This is a genomic window from Virgibacillus sp. GM2-2 (genome assembly GCF_055329585.1).
Genome location: NZ_JBUZWC010000003.1, coordinates 94,774 through 113,112, shown reverse-complemented (window position 1 = coordinate 113,112; position 18,339 = coordinate 94,774). Strand labels below are relative to the sequence as shown.

Genomic DNA, 18,339 nt, shown 5'->3' with positions numbered 1-18,339 from the left:
TTTAGGAGGATGAATGAATGTCAGATTATCTCGTAATCGTTGAGTCGCCTGCAAAGGCAAAGACGATTGAACGATATTTAGGAAAAAAATATAAAGTAAAAGCATCAATGGGACATGTCATTGACTTACCAAAGAGCCAAATGGGTGTTGATGCAGAAGATAATTTCAAACCAAAATATATTACTATTCGTGGTAAAGGTGATGTATTAAAAACGTTAAAAACTGCAGCTAAAAAAGCAAAGAAAGTATATCTAGCAGCCGACCCCGATCGTGAGGGGGAAGCAATTGCATGGCATCTTGCACACAGTCTTAATATTGATGAAAATTCACAATGTCGAGTGGTTTTTAATGAGATTACGAAGGATGCAATAAAAGAGTCATTTAAAAACCCAAGATCCATAAATACAGATTTAGTTAATGCTCAACAAGCTAGAAGAATTTTAGACCGTTTAGTTGGATACAACATCAGTCCACTATTATGGAAAAAAGTTAAAAAAGGGCTAAGTGCAGGACGAGTTCAATCTGTAGCCGTAAAAATGATTATCGATCGTGAAAACGAAATTGAAAACTTTAAACCGGAAGAATACTGGTCTATTGAAACAAGTTTTTCGAAAGATAAAGACACTTTTGAGGGTTCTTTTTACGGAATTAATAATAAAAAGGCTGATTTGAAAAGTGAAGATGAAGTAAAGCAAGTATTAGAGAAAATCAAAGGTAAAAAGTTTTCTGTTGAAAAGGTTAACAAACGAGAACGAAAACGTAATCCTGCGTTACCATTCACCACTTCTTCTATTCAACAAGAGGCTGCAAGGAAATTGAATTTTCGTGCCAAGAAAACGATGATGGTTGCACAACAGTTATATGAAGGTATTGATTTAGGTAAAAAAGCTGGCGGAATTACTGGTTTAATTACCTATATGCGTACAGATTCAACACGTATATCTGATACAGCTAAAACAGAAGCGAAAGATTTTATAGAAGAAAACCACGGCAAAAAGTATGTTGGCCAATCAAAATCATCTAAACAAAAAAGTGGTGCACAGGACGCCCATGAGGCAATTCGCCCAACGTCTGTTATGCGCGATCCGAAATCGATAAAAACCATTTTATCGAAGGATCAATATAAGCTGTATAAATTAATTTGGGAACGTTTTGTCGCTAGTCAAATGGCTCCTGCGATAATGGATACAATGACTGTTCATTTATTGAATAATGGGATTGAGTTTAGAGCAACAGGTTCTAAAATAAAATTTAAGGGTTTTATGTCCGTTTATATAGAAGGATCAGATGATAATAAAAAAGAAGACAATAAATATTTACCAGCATTAGAAGAAGGTATGGAAGTTACGGCAAATGAAATTATTCCAAACCAGCACTTTACACAGCCACCTCCGAGGTATACGGAAGCACGTTTAGTTAAAACGATGGAGGAACAAGGAATAGGAAGACCGTCAACGTACGCTCCTACTTTAGACACAATACAACGAAGAGGGTATGTAAGTATTGACAATAAACGGTTTATCCCTACCGAATTAGGAAGTATCGTTATTGAATCTCTTCAAGAATTTTTCCCAGAAATAATTGATGTTGATTTCACAGTTAAAATGGAGGATGGTCTCGACTCAATTGAAGAGGGCGAGAATGACTGGATTTCCATTCTAGCGGATTTTTATGTAGATTTTAAGAAGCGTTTAGAAGTTGCTGAAGAAGAGATGGAAAAAATTGAAATCAAGGATGAACCAGCAGGAATTGATTGTGAAAAATGTGGTCATGAAATGGTTTATAAAATGGGACGCTACGGTAAATTTCTTGCATGCTCCAACTTTCCTGATTGCCGAAACACAAAACCGATTTTGAAAGAAATTGGTGTGAAATGTCCGAAATGTAACGAAGGAAATGTAGTGGAGCGTAAGTCCAAAAAACGTCGTACGTTCTATGGATGTGATCGTTTTCCAGAGTGTGACTTTGTATCATGGGACAAACCGATTTCTAGACCTTGTCCAAAATGTGAATCATTATTGGTTGAAAAGAAAAGTAAAAAAGAAACGCAAATACAATGTACAAATTGTGACTATAAGGAAAAAACACAAAACTAACGAATTCAAAGAGAACTGTCCGTGTAATGGCAGTTCTCTTTTTCTATCTAAACTACAAATGTTTTATCGTTTATGAAAAGGGTAGATAACCAATGTAAAGGAGGCATAAATGATGAATGAAAAACAACAGTATTTTGTAACAGTAGATACGGAAGAGATTCGTAAAATGTCTATTCCTGATAGTGGTATTGAATATGAAATAATTGCAAGTCCCGATGAAATTAAAGAGATTGAAATGTTATTTATAGAAAAGAGAAAAAATGCAAAACATGCTGTTGAATATCTTAGTAAGCCATTTGATGAATGGGGTGCTGATGATGAACGAACAGATTATGACCGCCATTTATTAAAAATTTATGAAAGAATATATCAACTTGGCACTAATCAAACAAGAGATAAATTGAAGGAAATAGGGTTATTTCACTAAAACTTTGTCAATAAATAGAAGAACTCCCTTTCACATATCGGTAATTTTTATATTTTTTTTGAATAACTGATTAGTTGTTTATTGACTAATATATTCGGAAAAGATATAATTACGATTTGGTAAGCATAATTACTTGACAGTGGTGGAGGGGAGTTAATTTATGGCCAGTTACGTGTCTCCCGCTCTTTTTAAAACATTCACTAAATGTTCACGATAAAAGATTACAGAAAATACATGAATATTTCGAAGCGTATAATACGTTTTAGAACAAAGGTCAATTCTGAATTTTATTACAATTTTGTTAAATTTATTGCGTTACAATTTAGATTGTGATATGATTTATTCGCTGATTAGCGGGGTGACGTATTGGACCTATATTCAAAACATAAAGAAGCATTTACCGAATACTTACAAATTGAAAAAAATGCATCAGCATATACTGTGAAATATTATCTGAATGATCTGGAAACTTTTTACAAATTTTTGAACAGTGAAGCGATTAAAGACTTGTCAGAAGTTGATCATCAATTAATACGAGTTTTCTTGACAAGATTATACGATCGAAAATTAAGTAGAAGAACTGTTTCGAGGTTACTTTCAAGTTTGCGAAGCTTCTATCGTTTTCTTGAGCGAGAAGGCAAGGTTGAAAACAATCCATTTTTACACGTAACACAACCAAAGACAGCTAGACCAATACCGGGATTTATCTATCAAGAAGAGCTAAAAAAATTGTTTGAGGTTAGTGACTTAAGCGATCCTTTAGGTCAGCGGAATCAGGCATTGCTTGAAACTCTATATGCTACTGGAATACGTGTTAGCGAATGCCAGGCATTAACCATTCAGGACATTGATTTTACTATTGGTACCATGCTGGTGCATGGAAAAGGTAGAAAAGAACGATATGTTCCTTTTGGACGATTTGCAGAAATTGCATTAGAAACATACTTGAATGAAGGTAGAAGTGTGTTACTAGAAAAAAGTAAGGATTCATCTAATGCTGTTTTTTTAAATGCAAGAGGAGGACCCTTAACTGTAAGAGGAGTTCGCTTAATACTGACAAAAATGGTTGAAAAGGCATCGTTAACAATACATGTGCATCCACACAAATTACGTCACACTTTTGCTACACATATGTTAAATGAGGGAGCAGATCTGAGGACCGTACAGGAACTATTAGGTCATGAAAGTCTTTCATCAACTCAAATATATACACATGTTACAAAGGATCAATTACGAAATGTGTATATGAAGGCTCACCCTAGAGCCAACAATTAATTTTTAGGTTATGAGGTGATGCAGGTGTCAAATGAGATGCATGCAACAACAATCTTTGCCGTTTCTCATAAAGGACAATGTGCAATGAGTGGAGATGGTCAAGTTACGTTAGGAAATGCAGTAGTAATGAAACATAAAGCACGCAAAGTCCGTACATTATTTAATGGTCAAGTACTAGCGGGTTTTGCTGGATCTGTAGCAGATGCTTTTACACTTTTTGAGAAATTTGAGAGTAAGCTGGAAGCTTTTAACGGTAACTTAGCAAGAGCATCAGTAGAGTTGGCAAAAGAATGGCGTAGTGACAAGGTTCTGCGTAAACTTGAGGCAATGTTAATAGTGATGAATAAGGAAAATATGTTTCTCGTTTCTGGGACTGGAGAAGTAATTGAGCCAGACGATGGAATATTAGCCATTGGATCAGGTGGAAATTATGCTTTGAGTGCAGGTCGATCATTAGTACGTTATGCTGACCATTTAACAGCTAAAGAAATTGCACATGCAGCACTCACAATTGCTGGTGAAATATGTGTTTATACGAATGATCAAATAACGCTAGAGGTACTTGAGTAGTAAGGGAGGCCTATGTTTATGGGTAATGATTTTACTCCAAGACAGATTGTTGAGCAGCTCGATCAATATATTGTTGGGCAACAGCAAGCTAAAAAATCTGTAGCAGTCGCACTGCGCAATCGTTATCGTCGGATGAAATTAGAAGATGCGATGAAAGATGAAATTGTACCGAAGAATATTTTAATGATGGGTCCTACAGGTGTAGGTAAGACAGAAATTGCTAGAAGATTAGCTAAACTAGTTGGAGCTCCTTTCGTTAAGATCGAGGCTACAAAATTTACCGAAGTTGGTTATGTCGGTCGCGATGTAGAATCAATGGTACGAGATTTAGTGGAAATGGCAATTCGAATGGTGAAAGAAGAGAAAATGCACGAGGTAAAAGAAAAAGCTGAAGAAGCAGCTAATAAAAAGCTTGTGCAGCTATTAGTACCACAAGTCAAAAAAAATTCATCAACGAAGAATCCATTTGAGATGCTTTTTTCCAATCAGACTTCTTCAGACGAAGAAGATAAAGAAGAAACCGTTGATGAGGAAATCAAAAATAAAAGGCAACGGACTGAACAGATGCTTGCTCTCGGTGAATTAGAGGATCATATCGTACAGGTGGATATTGAAGAAACACCACCATCAATGTTTGATATGTTACAAGGTTCGGGTATGGAACAGATGGGTATGAATATGCAAGATGCCTTTGGGCAATTCATGCCAAAAAAGAAGAAAAAACGTAAATTGCCCGTAGCTGAAGCAAGAAAGGTACTAACTCAACAAGAGGCGCAAAAACTAGTTGATATGGAGGAAGTCGCACAAGAAGCAATTTTACGTGCAGAACAATCCGGTATCATTTTTGTCGATGAGATCGATAAAATTGCAGCTAAACAAGATAATTCAGCTAATGTCTCACGTGAAGGTGTACAACGCGATATTTTGCCAATAGTAGAAGGATCTACAGTGGTAACAAAGCATGGACCAGTTAAAACGGATCATATGTTATTCATTGCTGCTGGAGCATTTCATATGGCAAAACCGTCAGATTTAATTCCAGAACTTCAAGGAAGATTCCCAATACGTGTAGAATTAGAAAAATTAACCATTGATGATTTCAGAAGAATTTTATTGGAACCATCCAATGCTTTGTTAAAGCAATATCAAGCAATGATGAAAACAGAAGGTATAAATGTCATCTTTACCGACGAAGCTGTAAATAAACTAGCGGAAGTTGCGTATGAGGTGAACCAAGAAACAGATAATATTGGCGCACGTCGCTTACACACGATATTAGAGAAGTTATTGGAGGATTTATCTTTTGAAGCTCCAGACATTACGATGGAAAAAATTGAAATTACGTCGGAATATGTCGATAAAAAACTAAGTTCTATTGTGAAGAATAGGGATTTAAGCCAATTTATACTATAAATTAAACCATTGAATGGAGGATTTTTATTATGGAACTTTTAAATCGTGCAAGAAAAATTAATGCTATGCTACAAAAAGCAACTGGAAAATCGGTGGATTTTAATGAAATGTCTGCATCACTTAGAGATGTAATCAAAGGTAATGTATTCATCTTGAGTCGCCGTGGTAAACTTTTAGGGTTTGCTATTAATCAGGAGATTGAAAACGATCGAATGAAGTCTATGTTGGAAGAAAGACAATTCCCGGAAGAATATACACAAGGATTATTTTCAATCTATGAAACAACTGCTAACTTAGATATTAATAGCTCGTTTACAGCATTCCCTGTTGAGAATAAGGAATTGTTCCAAAACGGTCTAACAACTATCGTTCCAATTATTGGTGGCGGAGACCGTCTAGGTACATTGATTTTAAGTAGATTGGAAGAAAGCTTTAGCGATGACGATTTACTTTTAGCTGAATACGGTGCTACAGTAGTTGGAATGGAAATTTTACATGAAAAAACGGAAGAAATTGAAATCGAAGCTCGTAGTAAAGCAGTTGTACAAATGGCAATTAGCTCATTATCTTATAGTGAACTAGAAGCTATTGATCATATTTTTGAAGAACTAAACGGTAACGAAGGATTACTCGTTGCAAGTAAAATTGCTGATCGCGTAGGTATTACACGTTCTGTTATCGTAAATGCACTTCGTAAATTAGAAAGTGCTGGTGTAATTGAATCACGTTCTTTAGGTATGAAAGGTACGTATATTAAAGTACTTAACAGTAAGTTCCTAGTTGAATTAGAAAAATTACGTTCAAGATAATAAGAGAAATAACAGCATAAAGTCCCTAGCGTGTTAGGGGTAAAACAGACTTAATAAATAATAAAAGAATCAAAAAGGGCACGATGCTCTTTTTGATTCTTTTTTTTTGTAAAGACTAACTTGCTTTAAGAGTTCCAATAGGGATAATGGAAAGTAATCTATTTGACTGCTATACAGTTGAAGTATATTTCGAACTAATGAAAATTCATGATTATGGTAACAGCAACGTTAATTTCTGCTGCGGCCAAGGCTAGTTAAAGTAACATTTTCGAGCGTACTGGATAGATTTCATGTAGGGTGTCAGCTAGCGGAGTTAACGGACACACGATTCCTTATCTAGGTAAAATAAGGGTAAATGTGGTTGTTATCGGACTCAGGATTCCTTATTTGGATAAAAATCGTTTAAAATCATGTTTTTTAACTGAATAAGGCATCGTGTGTCCGTTACCCCTCAAAATAAAGGTAAAAAAGGTAAATAAGGAATCCTCAGTCCGATACCAAGCAGTGTCCTTGGCGTACTATTCGTTCAGAATGTCTAGTTCGCAGTTTACGCATAAATAGACTTGTGACAATCAGGTTTTACTTATGTACACGAAACTCGGTTATATTTTAATGGAGTTAGTTACTAGATAGTTAATTTTTGAAAAAGATACCTGTAGAATCACTTATTCAATAGCTTTCCTGTGTTAAATATCTGAAAAAATAGGTACTAAGTCCTGAATAATATTAACTATTTTGATTTCCCAAGTCGTAATGTGTCGAAATTTCATAGACATTAGACGTACTATAATTTACAATATTCGTAAGTGGTAGTAAAAAAGTGTCCGTCACAATAATAATATTTTTATAAGGAGGGATTACATGGGTTTATTTGGAGGAACGATTCAGACATTAGAACAATCGCTAGATTATGCAACAGCTAAAAATCGGGTGATTTCAGCAAATATTGCTAATGTGGATACACCAAATTATAAAGCAAAAGAAGTTCTTTTCAAAAACGTGCTGAATGATGCCATGTCCAACTCTTTGGAAGCAAAACGAACAAACCCGAAACATCTACCTTTTTCATCTGAGCCACTGAATCAGGGGTTCAGAGTAGTATCACAAAATAATACGATGTATAACCATAATGGAAATAATGTTGATATCGATAAAGAGATGGCTGAACTTGCAAAAAACCAAATCTATTATCAAGGGTTAGTTGATAGAATAAATGGGAAATTCAGTAGCTTACAAACTGTAATTAGAGGAGGTAGATAACAGTGTCGATTTTTAGTGCCTTAAATACTAGTGCTAGTGCTTTAACTGCGCAAAGATTACGTATGGATGTTGTCGCGTCTAATATTGCAAATGCCAATACAACAAGAGCAACTGTTAATGAAAATGGTGATGTAGAACCGTACAGAAGAAAAATGGTCGTATTTGAACCAAAAGAAGGAAGCTTTCAATCTTTTCTTCATAAAGCAACCAATGAATCATCTGCAGTAAATAGCGGCGTAAAAGTAACCAAAATTGTTGAAGATGATTCCCCGTTTAAGCTAGTTTATGATCCAACGCATCCAGATGCAAACGAGGAAGGATTTGTACAATTACCAAATGTCGATCCATTAAAAGAAATGGTAGATTTAATGAGTGCTACTCGTTCATACGAAGCAAATGTTACAGCAATTAACGCAACAAAAAGTATGTTATTAAAGGCTTTAGAGATAGGAAAATAGCTTAAAGAGGTGAACACAACATGCCACAATCAATTAATGGTATAGCCAATTCTATATTACCCGTAAATTCAAATGTTAAACAAATTTCACCAGGTGAAGCGCAAGCATCATTTGCAAATACGTTAAAATCAGCAATTGAAAATGTGAACAAAACACAACTTAAATCTAGTCAAATGACGACAGCTTTTGCGAGAGGTGAAGTTGAGAACCTTCATGATGTAATGATTGCATCCCAGAAGGCAAGCATTACTCTTGAGACAACCGTCCAAGTTCAAAAAAAGGTAATTGACGCGTACAACGAAATAATGCGTATGCAAGTGTAATCATTTTTAACTGTAGGTCCTAACACGTACTATTATTTTTATTGGAGTTTGGCGGGGGAATATATGAAAGAAAAAATATTGAAATTTAGAGATTCAGCTAAATCGTTTTGGGTTAAGCGATCAAAAAGTCAAAAGGGTATTTTTTTAGGCTCACTCGCAATTATTGTTTTCTTAATGATTGGCTTGTCTTATTTATCTAGTAAATCGAATTTAGTACCATTATATAACAATTTATCTTTACAAGAAGTTGGCCAGATTAAAGCAGAATTAGATGCAAGAGGAATCGAATATGCGCTAGAAGATGGAGGAACTACAATTACTGTTCCTGAGGAACAAGTAAATAATCTTTTAGTAGATTTAGCTGGTCAGGGTATTCCAAATAGCGGTAATATCGATTATTCCTATTTTAGTCAAAATGCATCTTGGGGAATCACTGATAATGAATTTAGCATGATAAAACTAGATGCTATGCAAACTGAGCTCGCAAATTTAATTAAAGGTGTACAGGGAATTGAAGATGCAAAAGTGATGATTAATATGCCGAAGGATCCAGTTTTTGTTAGCGATTCTACACAGCAGGCAAGCGCATCCATTGTAATTAATACCCAGCCTGGTCATGAGTTTCAGGGAAATCAAATAGAAACGCTTTACCACTTAGTTTCAAAGGCTGTTCCAAAGTTACCACCGGAAAACATCGTAATTATGAACCAGTACTTTGAATACTTCGATCGTAATGCTCAAAATCCAGTCAATAATCAAGATGCTTATACATATCAACAATCGGTAAAAGAAGATATTGAAAAAGACATTAGAAGAAGATTGCAACAAATGTTAGGTACAATGGTCGGTCCTGAAAATGTGATTGTGTCCGTTACATCTGATGTTGATTTTACAAAAGAAAATCGTGTAGAAGAAATTGTGGAACCAGTCAATTTGGAAACAATGGAAGGGTTGCCTGTTAGTATCGAGACGGTTCATGAAACGTACTCGGGAAATCCAGATTTTGCCGGCGGAGTTGCTGGAACTGGTGAAGAGGAACCGCCAGGATATGTAGCTGAAGATGGTGGCAACGGTGAATACGAACTCGTAAAAGAAACCATTAACAACGAATACAACAAAATACGAAAAGAAATCGTAGAAAGTCCTTATAAAATCAGAGATTTGGGAATCCAAGTTGCTGTAAATAATGTAAAAAGTCGTGAAGGCGATGAGGTTCAATATTTATCCGCTGCCGAAGTAACAGCTGTAGAAGATGGGATTTCTTCCATCCTTAGTTCCATTATCACTACTTCTATTGATGCCGAATACGGAGAAGTTCAACCAGAAGAAAAGGTTTCAATCGTCTTCCAAGAATTTAGTGAAAGTGCAAAACTTCCTGAAACAACTACACCAGTTATTCCATTATGGATGTACATTGCAGGTGGAATTTTATTACTAATTATAATCGTTCTGATTGTAATGTTAATGCGTAATAGAAAGGAAGCTGAGGAAGAAATCGAGGAAGAAGAAAAAGTAACCGAAGAAACCATCGAGATACCAGAAATGGAAAAAGAAAAGGATTCAGAGTCAGTTATCCGTAGAAAACAATTAGAAAAAATGGCAAAAGATAAACCAGAAGAATTTGCGAAGTTATTACGCAGTTGGATAGCGGAGGATTAGGAGGAATTTATTGTGGCACGTACTAAAGGAGCACTTACTGGCAAACAAAGAGCAGCAATTTTATTAATCTCCCTCGGTCCTGATGTATCCGCGCAAGTATACAAGCACTTATCTGAGGAAGAAATAGAAAAATTAAGCTTAGAAATATCCTCAGTTAAAAAGGTAGAGTCCAAGCTTAAAGAGGATGTACTAGAACAATTTCATCAAATTGCACTAGCACAGGATTTTATTTCGCAAGGCGGTATTGGTTACGCTAAAACGGTACTGGAAAAGGCATTCGGAAAGCAAGAAGCCTCAAGCATCATTAATAGGCTTACATCGTCTGTACAAGTTAGACCATTTGACTTTGCTAGAAATGCTGATCCACAGCAAGTTTTGAACTTTATACAAAGTGAGCACCCACAGACAATTGCTCTAGTGCTATCGTACCTTGACCCTGAACAAGCTGGTCAAATACTATCTGCTTTACCACAGGAAATGCAAGCAGATATCGCCAAACGGATTGCAACAATGGATTCGACTTCACCTGAAATCATCAGTCAGGTAGAACAAGTACTTGAACGTAATATCTCTTCTTCTTTAACAGAGGATTATACGCAAACTGGTGGTATTCAATCGGTTGTAGAAGTTTTAAATGGGGTAGATCGAAGCACAGAAAGAACAATTTTGGATGCTTTAGAGATTCAAGATCCAGAACTTGCAGACGAAATTAAAAAGCGCATGTTTGTCTTTGAAGATATTGTTATTCTAGACAATCGAGCGATACAACGAGTCATTCGCGAAGTTGAGAATGAAGATTTAAGACTTTCACTTAAGGTGTCGAGTGATGAAGTGAAAGACATCGTATTTAAGAATATGTCACAGCGCATGGCAGAAACCTTCAAGGATGAAATGGAATATATGGGGCCAGTTCGATTACGTGACGTAGAAGAAGCACAATCAAGAATTGTGGCAGTGATTCGTAGGTTAGAAGAAATCGGAGAGATTGTAATTGCACGTGGTGGAGGTGACGACATCATTGTCTAGTGGATATGCACCCTATGTTAATCAAAAACAGATTAAGATTAGGCCGATTGAAAATATTCGAAAAGAACCAATTGAAGAGTTTACTACTGAAACTATTGATCTTGAATTAATAAACAAACAAACAGAGTTAAAGAAAATTAAGCAAGAATTACTCGATGTCCAGCAGGAACATGAAGCTAGTTTAAAACAAACGATGGAAAAGATTGAACTCGAAAAAAAGAAATGGGAAGAAGAAAAGAAGCAACTAATTTCAGAAACAAAGCAACAAGCATACAACGAAGGTTTTTCAGCTGGTGAAAAGGCAAGTTTAGACCACTATGCGGAACTGATAAAACAGACGAATCAAATAGTCGATTCCGCAACGGAAGATTATCATTCTACTATTGAAAATAGTGAGGATACAATCCTAACGCTTGCTATTAAATCAGCTGAGAAAATAATCCAAATAAAATTAGAAGAAAAGCCTGAATTATTTTCACAAATTGTAAAATCAGCTATAAAAGATATCAAAGAACAATCCACAATAGCCATATATTTACATCCTGAAAATTACCAGCTCGTGTTAGATCAGAAAGATGAATTAGCAAGATTACTAGATTCAAATTCAAAATTGACGATTTTTGTGAAAGAAGGCTTGGCTGAAAATAGTTGCCTCATTGAACATCCGCTTGGTCAAGTTGATGCAAGTATTGATACCCAGCTAAAGCAATTACGAGCTATTCTACATGAAGTTAATATGGAGAATAAAGAATGAATATTGAGCAATATATAGACACTATCGAAAGTGCAAATATATTTAAACGATTTGGTAAAGTATTACGTGTTGTGGGCTTAATGATTGAATCTAGAGGGCCTGAGGCAAATATCGGAGAAGTATGTTATATCCATAGTTCAACTACAACGAATAAAAAAATTCTAGCAGAGGTAGTAGGTTTTAATAATGAAAAAATTATTCTAATGCCATATTCATCTGTTAGTGAGTTAGGCCCAGGTTGTCTAGTAGAATCAACGGGAAAACCGTTAACGATAAAAATAGGTCGTGGTTTGATCGGAAAAGTGATTGATTCAATAGGAAAACCGTTGGATGAATCAAGTTTACCGAAGGGATTATCAAACTTTGCAACAGAGCAAGACCCACCTAATCCACTTACTCGTCCAAGGATAACAGAACCTATTCAAGTAGGAGTGAAAGCAATTGATTCACTTTTAACGGTGGGAAAAGGGCAACGAATTGGAATATTTGCTGGAAGCGGTGTTGGTAAAAGTACATTGCTTGGAATGATAGCACGAAATAGTGATGCTGATATCAATGTCATTGCATTAATAGGTGAACGGGGTAGAGAGGTACGAGAGTTTATTGAAAAAGATTTAGGCGAAGAAGGATTGAGGAAATCAATCGTTATCGTAGCTACATCCGATCAACCTGCATTAATGCGTATTAAAGGAGCATATACCGCTACAGCGATAAGCGAATATTTTAGAGATTTGGGTTATCAGGTTAATTTAATGATGGATTCCGTCACAAGGGTTGCGATGGCTCAACGAGAAGTAGGATTGGCTACAGGGGAACCACCAACAACAAAAGGGTACACGCCATCAGTCTTTGCTACACTACCGAAACTGCTTGAACGAACAGGTACAAGTGCAAATGGAACGACTACAGCGTTTTATACGGTTCTTGTTGATGGTGATGATATGAATGAACCGATAGCCGATACAGTTAGAGGAATACTTGATGGACATTTTGTCTTAGATCGTAAATTAGCTGAACAAGGCCAATTTCCAGCAATTAATGTTCTAAAATCTATTAGCCGTGTAATGACACAAATAGCAACTAAGGAACATTTAGCTGCAGCCCAACAAGTAAGGTCCCTGCTAGCTACTTATGAAGAAAATAGTGAACTAATTCAAATAGGTGCATATAAACGTGGTACTGACCGTGAGATTGATAGATCCATTGCTTATTTTCCAAAAATACAAGGTTTTTTAAAACAAGATATTTTGGAGGATTCATCAATAGAAGATTCTATTAATGAAATGCAAAACTTACTTGCAGGAGGCGTTGGTTAATGGCAGAAATCGCAGCTTTATCAAAAATTTTAACTGTTAGAGAAAGAGAAAAGCACGATGCCCAAAAAGACTACCATCAATCAATCGAATACTTTGAAGGACTTGCTACCAAATTGTATACCTTACTTAAAAAGAAAGAGAAAGCAGAAGAGGAGCGTGAAAGTTATTTACAACACACGATTCCTATTGACAAAATTAGAGAACAAATTGCGTATATAGAATCACTCAACAATCAAATTTTACAGTTACAGCATCAAGTACAATCTGCTAGAACTGAAATGGAATCTAAACAAGTAAAACTAACTGACGCCCATGTTGAAGTTAAAAAGTACGAGAAAATTATTACATATCGTAAAAAGGAACATGAAGAGATACGTCAAAAGCATGAAAAAATGTCAATGGATGAAATTTCTGTACAGCAATTTTTAAAAAACAGGTGAAGTTAATGGCCAAAAAACCAAATGATCAAACGAAAAAAAAATCAAACCCTATTCTTTGGTTTCTTTTTGCAATAGTTGTCCCATTAATTGTTGCAATTACCATCACAATTATTATTTTTTCTGTAGCTGGCTTCAACGTTATAGACTTTGTAAAAAATACTGGAAATAATATCCCAGTTATATCATCCGTAATTAAGACAGATAAAGAAAAAACGGATCAGCGTACAGAAGAAACATACAAGGGGAAAATTGCAAAGAAAGAAGAAGAAATTGAAAAATTAGAGACAGAGGTTGCTAACTTAGAATCAACTGTTGATGAGTTAGAACAAGAAATTGTAAAGCTGGAAAATCGAGATGAGCCAACTGAAAATAATGAACAAGCAGAAAATCAAGAAGATAAAGAGAAAAATAGTCAATTAACATCAATGATTGCCTCTTATGAACAAATGGATCCAGAGCAAACAGCTTTAATATTACAAGATCTAGAAGAAGGCGTAGCAATCGCAATATTAAAGGGGTTATCCGAAGACGTTCGGGCTGGGGTTTTTGAAGCACTAGACCCTGAAAAGGCTGCTCAATATACAAAGGCATACATAGATAGCCGTGAATAATTTAATTTTAAGGTTTAATAGTCGATACACAGCGTAAGTTATTGATGCGAACTTGAAAACGAGGATTTCTATGAAACAACCTCTTATTAAACAGTTTGAAAGGGGGTGAAAAAATGAATGTAGTAGGAATGCCAACCATATTTATGCAAGGTGGTTCGTCCATTACTCGTAAAAAAGTACCAACCGAACTAGCAAATGTGTTTCAAGGACTTATACAAAATATGACACTTGAAACTAAATCGAATAGTAACGTGGGTCAGGAAATAATTCCTGAAAACACGGAAAAGTTACTATCTGGACTTTTAGAAGAATTGCCTCCTGAATTGAAAGATCAACTGATTCTTTCGTTAAAGAAAAATGGACAAATTGACGAAGTATTGGAAGGACTAAACTTGGAGGAAGCACTGGTTCAACAACTGAAGGGTGCATTAGCAAAAATAAAGTTGTCTGAAGCTGAAAGTCCGATGCAATTTGTTTCTATCGCACACTCACCCGAAATAATTTCTACAGTTGTTACAGTAGACGAAAATATAGTGCAAACGAAAATGGCTGCTATTCAAAACAAAGGAACATCGCTCTTAGCTACAGTGACCGATCAAAAAAGTATGACAAAGGTAGCACCTGAAATTCAAAAACTGCTAGAACAATGGGTTAAACTTGAAAACAAATTGGTAGCCGGCAAGGATGGTTCTGTACAAACTAATAATGGTGATAGTGTTAAGACTACAAAAGCAGAATCAATTTGGCGTGATTTAGTTAACGCTTTTCAAAAAAGAAATCAGTTTGTAGTATCTCAACAGTATAACGTAAATGCAAAGGTAACGAGTTCAGATATAGCAAAATGGATTGGTCAATCAGTTGCTAAACAATCGTCCTTAGAAAATATTACGATTAATCAAGTAGGGCAATCAACAGTACCTATGTCTAAGGTTGAACAGTATGTTATTCATGTAAATCAAAATCAAAGCACGCAACATGCGGGTCAACAGTTGGTTGATAAATTTCAAGAAGTGATGAAAACAAGTAAATTTCTTTCCCTAAATAATGGAACTTCGCAGCTTTCAATAGCACTTAGACCAGCTAATTTAGGCGACATGATGGTTAAGCTTACCCAAGTAAATGGTGAGATGACAGTGAAAATTATCGTGGCGTCAGCTGCAGCAAGAGAAATGCTTGAATCAAACATGCATCAGTTGAAGCATATGTTTTCACCGCAACAGGTTGTAATTGAAAAACAAGATATACAAACCCAACAGCTTCAAAATATGCAACAGGAGAGAGAACAACAATCAATGAAAAATGGTGACCAACAGCAATCAGAGCATTTTGATCAAGACGAACAAAAGCAATCGAATGACGATTTTGAAAAGCAATTTCATGAGATTTTAATGAACGAGAAAGTGTAGGTGAAAAAGTTGACGAAGATAGACCCATCGTACTATTTACAGAACCTGCCCGAGACGAGACAGCCTAGCCCAAAGCTTGGGAAAGATGATTTTTTACAGATTTTAATGGTACAGCTAAAAAATCAAGACCCGACAAATCCGATGAATGATAGAGAATTTATATCACAAATGGCAACATTTTCTTCATTAGAGCAAATGATGAATATGACACAATCAATAGACACGTTGGTACAAAGTCAGTTGGTTTCTCCAGTAATTAAATACAGTCATATGATTGGAAAAGAAGTAACCTATCAAAATTATGATGAAGAAACCGGAGAAAAGCTAAACATTGAATCTAGTAAAGTTATCTCTGTAAGCCAACAGGATGGATGGGCCATTTTGGAACTAGAAAATGGTAAAAAGGTGTATGCTGATGCGATATTAGAAATTAGCGCTCCAAGTGCAGATGAAGCATCGAGTGAAACAAGCACAACAAATGGAGTTGAAGGGCCAGATAAGTCAGAAGGAAGTGAATAATATGGATCATCGTATCCATCAAACACAAGCCCATGCCTTGCAATTTCCTACTGTCAATAAGCCGACTAAACAATCTCCAGTAACTACTAACTTTAAAGATGTGTTGGCCGAAGCTCAAACAATTAAAGTAAGCAAGCATGCTAAAGAGCGATTACAGGAAAGAAACATTACGATAAACGATAAGCAATGGCAGGCTATAACAGAAAAGATGGTTGAAGCAAAGAAGAAAGGTATAACGGATTCACTTGTTATTACAAAAAATGCAGCACTACTTGTTAGTACAAAAAATCAAACAGTGGTAACTGCCATGAATCGCGATGAAGCTACGAATAAAATTTTCACGAATATTAATGGAACAATACTAATTAATGAATAGGCTGGACCCTTTTGGGAGGCCATTACAGCTGTTGACTGACAGATACAGCTAACTACTTTTAACCAATGAAGGGATGAATGATTATGTTACGTTCAATGTATGCAGGGATTTCAGGTATGAAAGGTTTTCAAACCAAATTAGATGTAATTGGTAACAATATTGCAAACGTTAATACAGTAGGTTTTAAGAAAGGTAGAGTTACATTTCAGGATATGATGAGTCAAACAATGTCAGGAGCACAGGGACCAACTGCTACTCGTGGAGGGATAAACGCTCAACAGGTAGGGCTTGGATCACAAGTTGGTTCGATTGATAATGTGCATACACAAGGATTTCGTCAAACAACAGGACGACCACTAGATTTAGCATTAGAAGGGGACGGAATGTTTGCATTAGACGCTAACGGTACAACGATGTACACCCGTGCTGGCAACTTCTATTTAGATAGCTCAGGAGATATAGTCAATGCAGATGGTTACTATTTGATGGGTACTGGTTCTGCTAAAATTAACATTCCTGAGGATGCACAAAGTTTTAACATACAAACGAATGGAACTGTAACATATATTGATGCCAATGGTGACACAGCTACTGCAGGACAGATTCAACTTGCAAACTTTTCTAATCCTGGCGGTCTTCAAAAAGCTGGTAGTAATTTATTCCTTAACTCAGAAAACGCTGGAGGTATAGATGCAGATGGTGATGGTGTGCCTGACTTAATTGCTCCTGAATCAAATGGTACTGCCTCTTTAGTAAGTGGATCACTTGAAATGTCAAACGTTGATCTTGCATCAGCATTCACTGAAATGATTGTTGCACAGCGTGGATTCCAAGCAAATACTAGAATTATCACAACATCCGATGAAATACTTCAAGAGTTAGTAAATCTAAAACGATAGATGAGGAGGTAGGGGATGTTGCACTGTGATGATTAGGGCACATCCCCCCAGCCTATTATGATTCAATTAACTAGATTAAATAATGATGTGTTTACGTTGAATGCAATAATGATTGAACAAATTCAATCACACCCTGATACCACGATTACGTTAATCAATGGGAAAAAGATTGTTGTTAAAGAGCCAGAGAAAGAAGTAGCGGGTTTAGTTACTAGCTTTTATCGTAAGTTAGGAATACGAGAATGTATAAAAGAGGTTGGTGATGTAAATGAGTAGTGGATTAGTTAAAACAATGGTCACTTCATTAGTCATTATCTTGCTTGCCGGAGTAACCGCACTTGTTATTGTGTTGAATGTATCTAGTGATGATAAAAAAGCAAATGGTCAATCTATTGATGAAATGGTGGAGCATTCCTATCAAACTTCTGAACTTACTACAGATTTAAAGGATGGAAGCTTTGTTCGTATCCAATTTCAAATTGTGACGGATAGTGAAGAGGCAAAAGAAGAAGCTGTTAAAAGAGAGTTTCAATTAAAGAATATCCTAATTAAAGAGCTTGCAACAATGAAGGCAGAAGACTTTAAATCTGGACTTGGAGATTTAGAAGATGTTGTTCAATTAAAATTAAATGAAGTAATGACTACTGGTAAGATTACGGAAGTTTATACAATTAGTAAGATATTACAATAATATCAATTACT

21 protein-coding genes are annotated in these 18,339 nt (G+C 35.8%); all 21 read left to right on the top strand.

The features are described 5' to 3' along the window. The first annotated feature begins 17 nt into the window (after positions 1-17). Complete coding sequence (gene topA, locus ACY9Z2_RS05595) at positions 18-2,096, top strand: type I DNA topoisomerase (RefSeq protein ID WP_463608633.1); 2,079 nt, start codon at positions 18-20, stop codon at positions 2,094-2,096. A gap of 112 nt (positions 2,097-2,208) precedes the next feature. Further along, on the top strand, positions 2,209-2,523 hold the full coding sequence (locus tag ACY9Z2_RS05590) for a hypothetical protein (protein WP_463608632.1): 315 nt from the start codon (positions 2,209-2,211) through the stop codon (positions 2,521-2,523). Positions 2,524-2,889: 366 nt separating this feature from the next. Further along, positions 2,890-3,798 (top strand): tyrosine recombinase XerC, encoded by a 909-nt coding sequence (gene xerC / locus ACY9Z2_RS05585; RefSeq protein ID WP_463608631.1) that lies wholly within the window; start codon positions 2,890-2,892, stop codon positions 3,796-3,798. A 24-nt stretch (positions 3,799-3,822) separates the two neighbouring features. Continuing rightward, positions 3,823-4,368 carry an ATP-dependent protease subunit HslV gene (gene hslV / locus ACY9Z2_RS05580; RefSeq protein ID WP_463608630.1) on the top strand — a complete coding sequence of 182 codons (546 nt, stop codon included), beginning with the start codon at positions 3,823-3,825 and terminating at the stop codon, positions 4,366-4,368. 18 nt (positions 4,369-4,386) lie between these two features. Beyond that, positions 4,387-5,781: an ATP-dependent protease ATPase subunit HslU gene (gene hslU, locus ACY9Z2_RS05575; protein ID WP_463608629.1), complete on the top strand. Its 1,395-nt coding sequence runs from the start codon at positions 4,387-4,389 to the stop codon at positions 5,779-5,781. A 29-nt stretch (positions 5,782-5,810) separates the two neighbouring features. Then, positions 5,811-6,590: a GTP-sensing pleiotropic transcriptional regulator CodY gene (gene codY, locus ACY9Z2_RS05570; RefSeq protein ID WP_463608628.1), complete on the top strand. Its 780-nt coding sequence runs from the start codon at positions 5,811-5,813 to the stop codon at positions 6,588-6,590. 861 nt (positions 6,591-7,451) lie between these two features. After that, on the top strand, positions 7,452-7,850 hold the full coding sequence (gene flgB / locus ACY9Z2_RS05565; protein WP_463608627.1) for a flagellar basal body rod protein FlgB: 399 nt from the start codon (positions 7,452-7,454) through the stop codon (positions 7,848-7,850). 2 nt (positions 7,851-7,852) lie between these two features. Further along, positions 7,853-8,308 (top strand): flagellar basal body rod protein FlgC, encoded by a 456-nt coding sequence (gene flgC, locus ACY9Z2_RS05560; protein WP_463608626.1) that lies wholly within the window; start codon positions 7,853-7,855, stop codon positions 8,306-8,308. Between the two features lie 20 nt (positions 8,309-8,328). Continuing rightward, the gene (fliE, locus tag ACY9Z2_RS05555) at positions 8,329-8,631 is read left to right on the top strand and encodes a flagellar hook-basal body complex protein FliE (RefSeq protein ID WP_463608625.1); all 303 of its coding nucleotides are present in this window, start codon (positions 8,329-8,331) and stop codon (positions 8,629-8,631) included. 63 nt (positions 8,632-8,694) lie between these two features. Continuing rightward, on the top strand, positions 8,695-10,290 hold the full coding sequence (gene fliF, locus ACY9Z2_RS05550; RefSeq protein WP_463608624.1) for a flagellar basal-body MS-ring/collar protein FliF: 1,596 nt from the start codon (positions 8,695-8,697) through the stop codon (positions 10,288-10,290). Positions 10,291-10,302: 12 nt separating this feature from the next. Next, positions 10,303-11,316 (top strand): flagellar motor switch protein FliG, encoded by a 1,014-nt coding sequence (gene fliG / locus ACY9Z2_RS05545; RefSeq protein ID WP_463608623.1) that lies wholly within the window; start codon positions 10,303-10,305, stop codon positions 11,314-11,316. Then, positions 11,309-12,070 (top strand): flagellar assembly protein FliH, encoded by a 762-nt coding sequence (fliH, locus tag ACY9Z2_RS05540; protein WP_463608622.1) that lies wholly within the window; start codon positions 11,309-11,311, stop codon positions 12,068-12,070. Before fliG ends, fliH begins: the two co-directional genes overlap by 8 nt. Continuing rightward, positions 12,067-13,386, top strand: coding sequence for a flagellar protein export ATPase FliI (fliI, locus tag ACY9Z2_RS05535; RefSeq protein WP_463608621.1), 1,320 nt, complete (start codon positions 12,067-12,069; stop codon positions 13,384-13,386). Before fliH ends, fliI begins: the two co-directional genes overlap by 4 nt. Next, complete coding sequence (gene fliJ / locus ACY9Z2_RS05530) at positions 13,386-13,826, top strand: flagellar export protein FliJ (protein ID WP_463608620.1); 441 nt, start codon at positions 13,386-13,388, stop codon at positions 13,824-13,826. Before fliI ends, fliJ begins: the two co-directional genes overlap by 1 nt. A gap of 5 nt (positions 13,827-13,831) precedes the next feature. Beyond that, entirely contained in the window at positions 13,832-14,437 is a 606-nt protein-coding gene (locus ACY9Z2_RS05525) for a MotE family protein (RefSeq protein WP_463608619.1), read from the top strand. A 113-nt stretch (positions 14,438-14,550) separates the two neighbouring features. Further along, positions 14,551-15,843 (top strand): flagellar hook-length control protein FliK, encoded by a 1,293-nt coding sequence (locus ACY9Z2_RS05520; protein ID WP_463608618.1) that lies wholly within the window; start codon positions 14,551-14,553, stop codon positions 15,841-15,843. Then, positions 15,844-16,362, top strand: coding sequence for a flagellar hook assembly protein FlgD (gene flgD, locus ACY9Z2_RS05515; protein WP_463608617.1), 519 nt, complete (start codon positions 15,844-15,846; stop codon positions 16,360-16,362). Position 16,363: 1 nt separating this feature from the next. Beyond that, positions 16,364-16,738, top strand: a complete 375-nt coding sequence (locus ACY9Z2_RS05510; RefSeq protein WP_463608616.1) for a TIGR02530 family flagellar biosynthesis protein — start codon at positions 16,364-16,366, stop codon at positions 16,736-16,738. Between the two features lie 83 nt (positions 16,739-16,821). Continuing rightward, entirely contained in the window at positions 16,822-17,637 is an 816-nt protein-coding gene (gene flgG / locus ACY9Z2_RS05505; RefSeq protein WP_463608615.1) for a flagellar basal body rod protein FlgG, read from the top strand. Between the two features lie 57 nt (positions 17,638-17,694). Beyond that, on the top strand, positions 17,695-17,913 hold the full coding sequence (locus tag ACY9Z2_RS05500) for a flagellar FlbD family protein (RefSeq protein ID WP_463608614.1): 219 nt from the start codon (positions 17,695-17,697) through the stop codon (positions 17,911-17,913). Next, positions 17,906-18,328 (top strand): flagellar basal body-associated protein FliL, encoded by a 423-nt coding sequence (gene fliL / locus ACY9Z2_RS05495; protein ID WP_463608613.1) that lies wholly within the window; start codon positions 17,906-17,908, stop codon positions 18,326-18,328. The genes ACY9Z2_RS05500 and fliL overlap by 8 nt, the downstream gene beginning before the upstream one ends. Positions 18,329-18,339: the final 11 nt, after the last annotated feature.

Bases quoted from the DNA above. Each gene is read 5' to 3' on its own strand.
- fliF (WP_463608624.1), top strand. From the start codon at position 8,695: ATGAAAGAAAAAATATTGAAATTTAGAGATTCAGCTAAATCGTTTTGG.
- ACY9Z2_RS05525 (WP_463608619.1), top strand. From the start codon at position 13,832: ATGGCCAAAAAACCAAATGATCAAACGAAAAAAAAATCAAACCCTATT.
- ACY9Z2_RS05590 (WP_463608632.1), top strand. From the start codon at position 2,209: ATGAATGAAAAACAACAGTATTTTGTAACAGTAGATACGGAAGAGATT.
- fliI (WP_463608621.1), top strand. From the start codon at position 12,067: ATGAATATTGAGCAATATATAGACACTATCGAAAGTGCAAATATATTT.
- ACY9Z2_RS05520 (WP_463608618.1), top strand. From the start codon at position 14,551: ATGAATGTAGTAGGAATGCCAACCATATTTATGCAAGGTGGTTCGTCC.
- fliJ (WP_463608620.1), top strand. From the start codon at position 13,386: ATGGCAGAAATCGCAGCTTTATCAAAAATTTTAACTGTTAGAGAAAGA.
- ACY9Z2_RS05510 (WP_463608616.1), top strand. From the start codon at position 16,364: ATGGATCATCGTATCCATCAAACACAAGCCCATGCCTTGCAATTTCCT.
- ACY9Z2_RS05500 (WP_463608614.1), top strand. From the start codon at position 17,695: ATGATTCAATTAACTAGATTAAATAATGATGTGTTTACGTTGAATGCA.
- fliL (WP_463608613.1), top strand. From the start codon at position 17,906: ATGAGTAGTGGATTAGTTAAAACAATGGTCACTTCATTAGTCATTATC.
- flgB (WP_463608627.1), top strand. From the start codon at position 7,452: ATGGGTTTATTTGGAGGAACGATTCAGACATTAGAACAATCGCTAGAT.
- fliE (WP_463608625.1), top strand. From the start codon at position 8,329: ATGCCACAATCAATTAATGGTATAGCCAATTCTATATTACCCGTAAAT.
- codY (WP_463608628.1), top strand. From the start codon at position 5,811: ATGGAACTTTTAAATCGTGCAAGAAAAATTAATGCTATGCTACAAAAA.
- flgG (WP_463608615.1), top strand. From the start codon at position 16,822: ATGTTACGTTCAATGTATGCAGGGATTTCAGGTATGAAAGGTTTTCAA.
- topA (WP_463608633.1), top strand. From the start codon at position 18: ATGTCAGATTATCTCGTAATCGTTGAGTCGCCTGCAAAGGCAAAGACG.
- hslU (WP_463608629.1), top strand. From the start codon at position 4,387: ATGGGTAATGATTTTACTCCAAGACAGATTGTTGAGCAGCTCGATCAA.